We start from the raw sequence: 8758 nt of genomic DNA, 5'->3' as shown, positions 1-8758 counted from the left end.
GCCGCGTGCTGGAGGGCGAGAAGCGCGTCCCCGAACGCGTGATCGGGCAGCCGCAGGCGGTGACCAAGACCCTCGACCTCCTCGGCCGTGCCGGCGTCCACGGTCGCGGCCTGCAGCGTGTCCTCGACCTCGCGGACGGCCGGGTCGCGCAGCGGCGCCCCCGCGCCGGCGGCGAGGCCGGACGCCGTGCGCACGAGGTCCGCGACGAGGCGGGCGCGGCGTTGTTCGAGGTCGCTCAGGTCGTCCCCGGAGCCCCAGGCGGCGCGCAGCCGTGCGCCGACGTCCAGCAGGGCGGCCAGGTCGCCCGGAGCCGAGCGGGCGAGCAGGTTCACCGCCCACGCCGGGGCGGTCGGACGGCGCAGCGCCGCGATCCGCCGGGCGAGGGCGCCGTCGCCCTCGTCCTTCGCCCGGCGCGCGAGGCGGGTCCGGGCGGCCACGAACTCGGCCGGGGCGACGCCGTAGAGCTCGTCGGCGGCGCTGGAGAAGTCCACCCCTTCTCTCTACCCGCTCCCCTCCCGGCCGCTCGGGGGGCGCAGGGCGTCCATCACCAGGCCGAGCAGGCGCGCGGTCTGGGCGGGGTCGGGGTCGCCCGGCCCGGCCGACAGGGCGATTCCGGTGACGAGCCGGACCAGGTCCGCCGCGTGGGCGTCCGGACGGGCGGCGCCCGCGCGCTGGGCGTGGCCGAGGACCGTCCGCGCCGCCTCGTGCACGGCCGCGTGGCAGTCGACACCGGTCTCGACCGGCTCGGTGAGCACGGCGCCGCCGAGCCCGTGGTCGCTGCGGGCGTGCGCGAGGAACACCTCGATCCAGGCGGCGAGCGCGTCGCCGGGGGAGGCGGCCGCCACCAGCTCGTCGGCGCGGGCCCGCAGCCGGGCGACGCGGTCGGTGATCACGGCGGCCTGGAGCGCGCCGCGGGTGGGGAAGTGGCGGTAGAGCGTGCCGGGGCCGACCCCGGCGCGGCGGGCGATCTCGTTGAGCGAGGCGTCCGGGCCGTCCGCGGCGAACGTCTCGCGGGCCGCGGCGAGGACGCGCTCGCGGTTGCGGCGCGCGTCGGCACGGCGCGGGCGGGTCGCGTCCTGTGCGGTCATCGTCCCATCCTCGGGCGGCCGGCTGGATTTGGCTAAATGGAGAACTTCTCCATATGGTGGTCGACAGCAACCGGAGAAGTTCTCCGGAAATGGGAGGCGCGCGATGGACAAGAACGACCTGGGCCGCGTGGGCGTCTGGACGTTCGCGTTCGACGGGATGCCGGCGACGCTGGTCCGCGAGGCGGCGGCGGAGCTGGAGGAACTCGGATACGGGGCGATCTGGTACGGCGAGGCGTTCGGGCGCGACAGCGTCGGGCAGGCGTGGCTGCTGCTCGCCGCGACGCGGCGGATCGTCGTCGCGTCCGGCATCGCCAACGTGTCGCGGCGTGAACCGCTCTCGCTGGCGCTGGCGGAGCGGGCGCTCGGCGAGGCGTTCCCGGACCGCTACCTGCTCGGCCTGGGCGGGCACCGGGTCTCGACGAAGCCGACGGAGTTCCTGGGCTACCCGATGCCGCCCGTCGGGCCGGCCCTGCGGATGATGCGCGGCTACCTGGACGCGATGGACGCCGTCCCCGTCCAGGGACCGGTCCCCGACCCGGCGCCGCGCCGGGTGCTCGCCGCGCTCGGACCGCGCATGCTGGAACTGGCGGCGGAGCGGACGTGGGGCGCCCATCCCTACTTCGTCACCACCGAGCACACCGCGCGCGCGAGGGAGATCATGGGGCCGGAGGCGTTCCTCGCCGTGGAACAGGCGGTCGTGCTGGACGCCGACCTCGGCCGGGCCCGGGAGGTCGCCCGCGATCACTTCTCCGGTTACATGGAGTTCGCGCCGCACCAGCGGGCCAATGTGGAGCGTCTCGGCTTCGGGGAGGACGACATCGCCGGCCCGAGCGACCGCCTGGTGAACGCCATCGTCTCCTACGGCGACCTGGACGCGATCCAGGCCCGCGTCCGGGAGCATCTGGACGCGGGGGCCGACCACGTCTGCCTGCAGGTGCTGACGGCGAGTCCGGAGGCGCCTCCGCTGCGGGAGTGGCGCGAGCTGGCCGCCGCCGTGCTCTGAGCGGGCTGGACGCGGCGCGCCGCCGCTGACTATGCTCGCCCACGAGTATTCGTACACAGGGGGCGAGATGGCCAAGCGGCGCAAGGTGGGCAACCTGCTGGGCCTCGCGGTGTTGTCGACGGTCACCATCAAGCCCATGCACCCCTATGAGATGGCCTCACTGATGCGTGACCGCGCCAAGGACCGGGACATGCCCATCAAATGGGGTTCGCTCTACACCGTGGTGCGCAATCTGGAGAAGCACGGATTCCTCGCCGTGGAGGGGAGCGGCAGAGAGGGGGCGCGTCCGGAGCGGACCGTCTACCGCATCACCGACGCGGGACGCGAGGAGCTCGCAGACTGGGTCCGGGAGCTGATCGAGGTGCCCGAGCGCGAGTACCCCCGCTTCGAGGCCGGGCTGTCGACGCTCGGCGCGCTCGGCCCGGACGAGACGGCCGAACTGCTGCGGCGGCGCCTCGGCACGATGGAACGGGAGATCGCCGAACAGCGCGAGGTGCTCGCGGGCCTCGCCGACGGCGCGGACATGCCCCGCATCTTCCTCGTCGAGCTCGAGTACGACCTCGCCATGCGGCAGGCGGAGGCCGAGTGGGTGCGGGGCCTGCTCGGCGAGCTCGCCGACGGCTCGCTGTCCGGGCTCGGGGCGTGGCGGCACTTCCACGAGACGGGCCGGCTGCCGCCGGAGGTGGCCGACCTCGCCGAGCGGGGCGCGCGGGACGACTGAGCGGACCGGCGGGTCCTCAACGGCCGGCGGGTGCCGGCCGGGTCAGCGCGTGTCGAGGAACCGGTCCAGGACGCGGGTGCCGAAGGCCAGGCCCTCCAGCGGGACGCGCTCGTCCACCCCGTGGAACATGCCGAAGTAGTCCAGCTCGGGGCCCAGGAGCAGCGGCGCGAACCCGTAGGACGTGACGCCGATGCGGTGGAACGACTTGGCGTCGGTGCCGCCCGCCATCACGTACGGCACCGGACGCGCCGCCGGGTCCTCGGCGCGGAGCGCGGCCGCGAGCGCGGCGAACGTCGCGCCCGCGGGGTCGGCGGCCGGCGCGTCCTCGTGGTTGATGAACTCGCGGGTGACCTTCGGGCCGAGGAGCCGGTCCACGGTGGCGAGGAACTCCTCACCCGTGCCGGGCAGGTACCGGCCGTCCACCTGGGCGGTCGCCGAGCCGGGCACGACGTTGACCTTGTAGCCGGCCTCCAGCCGGGTGGGGTTCGCCGAGTTGCGGATCGTCGCGGCGAACAGCCGCCCGGCGACGCCGAGCCGCTCGGCCTCGGCGTCCAGGCGGTCGTGGTCGATGGTCGTGCCGAGGGCGCCCGCGAGGCCGTCCAGCAGTGCCCGCACCCCCGGCGTCAGCCGGACCGGCCAGGGGTGGGCGGCCAGCCGCGACACGGCGTGCGCGATCTCGGCGACCGCGTTGTCGGGCGCGGGCTTGGACCCGTGGCCGGCGGTGCCGCGCGCGGTGAGCCGCAGCCACGTCGTGCCGCGCTCGCCCGTCGCGATCGGGTAGATCCGGCGCCCGGCGGCGTGCACGCTGAAGCCCCCGGACTCGCTGACGGCCTCGGCGCAGCCGGTGAAGAACTCCCGGTGCTCGCGCGCCACGTACCGGGACCCGAGGTCGCCGGTGCACTCCTCGTCCGCCAGGAAGGCCAGCACGAGGTCGCCGCGGGTGCGGCGGCCCTCGCGCAGCCGCCGCCGCACGGTCGCGAGCGTCATCGCGAGCGTGCCCTTCATGTCGATCGCGCCGCGGCCCCACACGCATCCGTCCCGCACCTCGCCGGAGAACGGGTGGACGCTCCACTCCGCCGGGTCGGCGGGCACGACGTCCAGGTGCCCGTGGATCAGGAACGCCGGCCACGCGGGATCGGTGCCGGGCACGCGGGCCAGCACGCTCGCCCGGCCCGGCGCCGGCTCGACGACCGTCGCGGACGCGCCCGCCTCGTCCAGCAGCGCGGCGACGTGCTCGGCGGCGGGCCGCTCCGGACGCGCCGCCCCCTCGCCCCGGTTGACGGTGTCGAACCGGATCAGGTCCGCGCAGATCCGCGCGGCCTCGTCCGCGGCCCGCCGCGCGCCCTCGGTGGCGTCCCGCCCAGTGGTGTCCGGTCCGTTCATCCCCCGCCCCCGCCGGCTCGGTCAACGATTGATCAACAACGTATCGATCCGGTCTCGGTTCGTTCAGCGCCCGGGGCCGAACCGCCCGGGCGGGGCGGTGCGGCGAGCACTCGGGCGTACGGAGAGTGAGGATACAGACGCGGGACGCGAGCGCACGGGGGAGGGACATGACCGGCTACAGGGGCGCGGGACGCGCCGTCCGCGGCCGCGGACGGACCGCGGCGTCCGGCGCCGTGCTGGTGGCCGTGCTCGGGCTGACGGGCTGCGGCGGCTTCGGGGCGCGGGCCAGCGACGGCACGTTCGTCGCCGGCCACCCGGAACCGGACCACCTGGTGCCGGGCGACACCACCAGCAGCTACTCCTTCGACGTCCTCGCCGGGCTGTTCGACACCCTCGTGGGCCTCACCAGGGACGGCGGGACGGTGAACCTGGCCGCCGCGTCGGTCGCGACCGCCGACCAGAAGACCTGGACGATCGAGATCAGGCCGGGCCGGAGGTTCGACAACGGGGAGCCGGTCACCGCCGCCGCCTTCGCCGACGCCTGGAACAACGCGGCGTACGGCCCGAACGCCTACGCCGCCAACGCCTACTTCTCGCACATCCAGGGCTACGCCGACCTGAACCCCCCGGGGCCCGGGGCCCGGCCGAGGAGCCGCAGGCTCTCGGGAGTCCGGGTGGTCGGCGCGACCACCCTCAAGGTCACGCTGAACGAGCCGTTCAACCAGTTCCCCCGGCTGCTCACCTACCCCGCGTTCGCGCCGATGCCGAAGGCGGGCCTGCGGGACCTGAAGTCCTTCGACGAGCATCCGATCGGGAACGGCCCGTACAAGATGAGCGGCGACTGGGAGCGCGACCGGCAGATCAGGCTCGTCGCGTCTCCCACCTACACCGGACCGCGCAAGCCGCGCAACAAGGGCGTCGTCTGGAAGAGCTACTCCAGTGCCGAGACCGCCTACACCGACCTGCGGGCCGGGCGGATCGACGTGATGCAGACGATCCCCGCGGCCAAGGTGCCCGAGGCCAGGCGGCTGCTGGGCGACCGGTTCCTGCCCCGTGCGACGGGCACGATCGACTACCTGGGCCTCCCGCTCTTCGACGGGCGGTTCCAGAACGCGAACCTGCGCAGGGCCCTGTCGATGGCCATCGACCGGCGGGGGATCAGCAAGGCCGTCTACAACGGCGACTACCGGCCCGCCGACTCGCTCCTCCCGCCGATCATCGCCGGTCACCGGCCCGGCGCGTGCGGTGAGCCATGTACCTATGACCCGGCGAGGGCGCGGGAGCTGTACGCCAGGTCGGGCGGTTTCAAGGGGACGCTGGAGCTGTACTTCTCCAACGCGCAGCCGACCTACTACCAATGGATGCAGATCGTCGCGAACTCGCTCCGGCAGAACCTCGGCATCAAGGACGTCCGGTTCCGGCAGGTGCCCGCGTCCGACTACTTCGGGATGCTGAACGCCCACGCGGAGAAGGGCCCCTACCGGCAGAACTGGGAGGCCGACTACCCGAGCGCCCAGAACTACCTCGAGAACATGTGGGGCGGCCGCGGCAACCGCATGGGCTGGCACGACCCGGAGTTCGACGACCTGATCGCCCGGGCGAACCGGGCGGCGGACGAGCGGGAGGCGCTGCGGCTGTACAACCGGGCGGAGGACGTCGCGATCCGGGAGATGCCCATGATCCCGCTGTGGACGTGGGCCGGACAGGGCGGCCGTTCCACCAGGGTCGGGAACGTCATCATCACGCCGTACTCGACGGGCCTGCTCGCCCACGAAGTGACGGTGAAGTGAGCGGTGATGCGACGCTATGTTCTCCGGCGGCTCCTCCAGGCCGTTCCCGTCTTCGTCGGCACGACGCTGCTCGTCTACGCGATGGTGTTCGCGCTGCCGGGCGATCCGATCCAGGCGCTCGCCGGTGACAAGCCCGTTCCGGAGAGCGTCCTGCGGACGATGCGGGACCGCTACAACCTGGACGATCCGCTGCCACTGCAGTACGGCGAGTACATGTGGGGTCTCCTCCACGGGAGGCTGGGCGAGAACTACGACGGCCGGCAGGTGGCGGAGATGCTCGGCGGGCGCTGGACGGTGACCGCGCTGCTCGCCGTGACCGCCTGGCTGTTCGAGCTGGCCGTCGGCGTCGCGCTCGGCGTGTGGGCGGGACTGCGCCGCGGCCGGCTCGCCGACACCCTCGTGCTGGGCGGGACCACCCTGCTGATCGCGGTGCCGGTGTTCGTGCTGGGCTCGGCGGCGCAGGCGCTGTTCGGGCTGCGCTGGCAGATCTTCCCCACCGCGGGCGCCGACGCCGGCTGGCCGGTGGGCTACCTGCTGCCCGGCATGGTCCTCGGCTCGCTCGGCCTGTCCTACGTCGCCCGGCTCACCCGGACCGGCCTCGCCGAGAACCTGCGGGCCGACTACGTGCGCACCGCGACCGCCAAGGGGCTGTCGCGGGTCCGCGTGGTGGGGCGGCACGCGCTGCGCAACTCGCTCATCCCGGTGGTGACCTACCTCGGCGTCGACTTCGGCAATCTGATGGGCGGCGCCATCGTCACCGAGGGGATCTTCAACCTGCCCGGGATCGGGCAGCAGGTGTTCCAGTCGATCCAGCTGAAGGAGGGGCCCGTCGTCGTCGGCGCGGTCACGGTGATGGTGCTGATCTTCCTGTTGGTCAACCTGGCCGTGGACCTGCTGTACGGGCTGCTCGACCCGCGGATCCGGTACCGATGACGACCACCGACCCGGACGCGCCGGGCCCCGACCTGCCCGGCCCCGGCCCGCTCGGCACGGGTTCGTCCGGCACGGGTTCGCCCGGCACGGGCCGCGGACCCGCGCCGGCCGAGATCACGGAGGAGGCCCCGGAAGGCGGTGAGAGCGGCCGGGCGTCCCTGTGGGACGACGCCTGGCGGGATCTGCGGCGCCGCTGGACGTTCTGGGCCCCGGTCGGGGCGCTCGCGCCGGTGACGGCGATGGCCGCCGTGCCGCGGCTGTTCACCGCCCGGGGCGTCAACGAGGGCTGCGACCCGAACGCCGCCGCGCTCGGCCCGTCCGCGGCCCACTGGTTCGGCACCGACTCCGCGGGCTGCGACTACTACGCGCACGTCGTGCACGGCGCCCGGCCCACGCTGCTGATCGGCGTCGCGGTCACGGTGTTCGCGCTCGCCATCGCGCTCGTGCTCGGAATGGCGGCGGGCTACTACGGAGGGATCCTGGACACCCTGGTCGCCCGGCTCACCGACGTGTTCTTCGGGCTGCCGTTCGTGCTCGGCGCGACCGTCGTCCTCGTCGCCTTCCCGGGCCACGGCGCCGGCGCGATGACGCTGGTGCTGGTGCTGCTCGGCTGGACGACGATGGTCCGCGTCACGCGCGCGCAGGTCGTCTCCGCCCGCGACGCCGACTACGTTCTGGCGGCCCGGCTGCTCGGCGCGTCGGACGCGCGCGTCATGGCCCGGCACATCCTCCCGAACGCGCTCGCGCCCGTCCTCGTGGTGGCCGCGCTGAACGTGGGCAACGTCATCGCGGGCGAGGCGACGCTGGACTTCCTCGGCGTCGGGCTGCAGTACCCGGACGTCTCCTGGGGGCTGCAGCTGAACCAGGCGCGGGACGCCCTCGCCGCCCACCCGCACCTGCTGATCTTTCCCGCGGTGTTCCTGACCGCCACGGTGCTGAGCTTCCTCATGCTCGGCGACGCGGTCCGCGACGCCCTCGACCCGAAACTGCGGTGACGAGCGATGGACACCGGCCTCACCGACGCCGTGCCGCTGCTGGAGGTGAGCGGCCTGCACGTGCGCTTCGACGTCCGGGGCAGGGACGTCCACGCGGTCGACGGCCTTTCCTACACCCTCGCCGAAGGGGAGACGCTCGCGATCCTCGGCGAGTCGGGATCGGGCAAGAGCGTCGCGGCGCACGCCGTCATGGGCGTCCTGGACGCCCCGCCCGCGCGGGTCACCGCGGGCTCGGTGCGACTGCGCGGCGCGGAACTGCTCGGCATGCCCGAGCGGCGCCGCCGCGGCCTGCGCGGCGAGCACATCTCGATGATCTTCCAGGACGCGCTGACCGCGCTGAACCCGGTGCTCACGGTCGGCGACCAGATCCGCGAGATGTACCGGGTGCACCGCGGGCTGCGCCGCCGGGCGGCCACCGCCCGCGCCGTGGAGCTGATGGAGCGGGTGCGGATCCCGTCGGCCGCGCGCCGGCTCGGCGACCACCCGCACCAGTTCTCCGGCGGCATGCGCCAGCGCATCATGATCGCGATGGCGCTGGCGCTGGACCCGGACGTGCTGATCGCCGACGAGCCCACCACCGCCCTCGACGTGACCGTGCAGGCGCAGATCATGGGCCTGCTCGCCGGGCTCCGGGACGAGCGGCGCATGGGCCTGGTGCTGATCACCCACGATCTCGGGGTGGCGGCGGGCGTCGCCGATCGCGTCGTCGTCATGTACGCGGGCTCGGTCGCCGAGCAGGCCGCCGCCCGCGACCTGTACGCCCGGCCCGCCCACCCCTACACGCGCGGGCTGCTGGCCTCGGTGCCGCGCCTGGACCGCCGCGCGCCGCTCGTCCCGATCAAGGG

General features: G+C 74.1%; 9 protein-coding genes. 6 read left to right on the top strand and 3 right to left on the bottom strand.

Annotated elements, in window-relative coordinates; genetic code table 11:
- Both E1291_RS35245 and E1291_RS35240 read right to left on the bottom strand, forming a co-directional pair.
- A partial coding sequence (locus tag E1291_RS35245) for a hypothetical protein (RefSeq protein ID WP_207401104.1) occupies positions 1-491 on the bottom strand: 491 nt, incomplete at its 3' end.
- 9 nt (positions 492-500) lie between these two features.
- Positions 501-1088: a TetR/AcrR family transcriptional regulator gene (locus tag E1291_RS35240; protein ID WP_131742397.1), complete on the bottom strand. Its 588-nt coding sequence runs from the start codon at positions 1086-1088 to the stop codon at positions 501-503.
- 103 nt (positions 1089-1191) lie between these two features.
- Here E1291_RS35240 and E1291_RS35235 point away from each other — a divergent pair, with 103 nt between their 5' ends.
- Both E1291_RS35235 and E1291_RS35230 read left to right on the top strand, forming a co-directional pair.
- Entirely contained in the window at positions 1192-2091 is a 900-nt protein-coding gene (locus E1291_RS35235) for a TIGR03620 family F420-dependent LLM class oxidoreductase (protein WP_131742396.1), read from the top strand.
- A gap of 67 nt (positions 2092-2158) precedes the next feature.
- Positions 2159-2812 carry a PadR family transcriptional regulator gene (locus E1291_RS35230; protein ID WP_131742395.1) on the top strand — a complete coding sequence of 218 codons (654 nt, stop codon included), beginning with the start codon at positions 2159-2161 and terminating at the stop codon, positions 2810-2812.
- Positions 2813-2854: 42 nt separating this feature from the next.
- Here E1291_RS35230 and E1291_RS35225 read toward each other — a convergent pair whose 3' ends face one another.
- A complete protein-coding gene (locus E1291_RS35225; RefSeq protein ID WP_131742394.1) occupies positions 2855-4195 on the bottom strand; it encodes a M20/M25/M40 family metallo-hydrolase in 1341 nt (446 codons plus the stop codon).
- Positions 4196-4362: 167 nt separating this feature from the next.
- On the opposite strand from E1291_RS35225, the gene E1291_RS35220 reads away from it, so the two are divergent.
- The 4 genes from E1291_RS35220 to E1291_RS35205 all read left to right on the top strand — a co-directional run.
- Positions 4363-5985, top strand: coding sequence for a peptide ABC transporter substrate-binding protein (locus tag E1291_RS35220; RefSeq protein ID WP_131742393.1), 1623 nt, complete (start codon positions 4363-4365; stop codon positions 5983-5985).
- A gap of 6 nt (positions 5986-5991) precedes the next feature.
- Positions 5992-6918, top strand: a complete 927-nt coding sequence (locus tag E1291_RS35215) for an ABC transporter permease (RefSeq protein WP_131742392.1) — start codon at positions 5992-5994, stop codon at positions 6916-6918.
- The gene (locus E1291_RS35210; RefSeq protein WP_131742391.1) at positions 6915-7913 is read left to right on the top strand and encodes an ABC transporter permease; all 999 of its coding nucleotides are present in this window, start codon (positions 6915-6917) and stop codon (positions 7911-7913) included. The genes E1291_RS35215 and E1291_RS35210 overlap by 4 nt, the downstream gene beginning before the upstream one ends.
- 6 nt (positions 7914-7919) lie before the next feature.
- The coding region (locus E1291_RS35205) for an ABC transporter ATP-binding protein (RefSeq protein WP_131742390.1) at positions 7920-8758 on the top strand (839 nt) is incomplete at its 3' end.

This window comes from Actinomadura roseirufa (assembly GCF_900659635.1).
Taxonomy (GTDB): Bacteria; Actinomycetota; Actinomycetes; order Streptosporangiales; family Streptosporangiaceae; genus Spirillospora; species Spirillospora roseirufa.
This window is presented reverse-complemented; position numbering and strand designations above follow the sequence as displayed.

What these genes read in the sequence shown, in the direction of transcription:
- E1291_RS35240 (WP_131742397.1), bottom strand. Translation starts at nt 1,088, where the DNA reads ATGACCGCACAGGACGCGACCCGCCCGCGCCGTGCCGACGCGCGCCGC.
- E1291_RS35235 (WP_131742396.1), top strand. Translation starts at nt 1,192, where the DNA reads ATGGACAAGAACGACCTGGGCCGCGTGGGCGTCTGGACGTTCGCGTTC.
- E1291_RS35230 (WP_131742395.1), top strand. Translation starts at nt 2,159, where the DNA reads ATGGCCAAGCGGCGCAAGGTGGGCAACCTGCTGGGCCTCGCGGTGTTG.
- E1291_RS35225 (WP_131742394.1), bottom strand. Translation starts at nt 4,195, where the DNA reads ATGAACGGACCGGACACCACTGGGCGGGACGCCACCGAGGGCGCGCGG.
- E1291_RS35220 (WP_131742393.1), top strand. Translation starts at nt 4,363, where the DNA reads ATGACCGGCTACAGGGGCGCGGGACGCGCCGTCCGCGGCCGCGGACGG.
- E1291_RS35215 (WP_131742392.1), top strand. Translation starts at nt 5,992, where the DNA reads ATGCGACGCTATGTTCTCCGGCGGCTCCTCCAGGCCGTTCCCGTCTTC.
- E1291_RS35210 (WP_131742391.1), top strand. Translation starts at nt 6,915, where the DNA reads ATGACGACCACCGACCCGGACGCGCCGGGCCCCGACCTGCCCGGCCCC.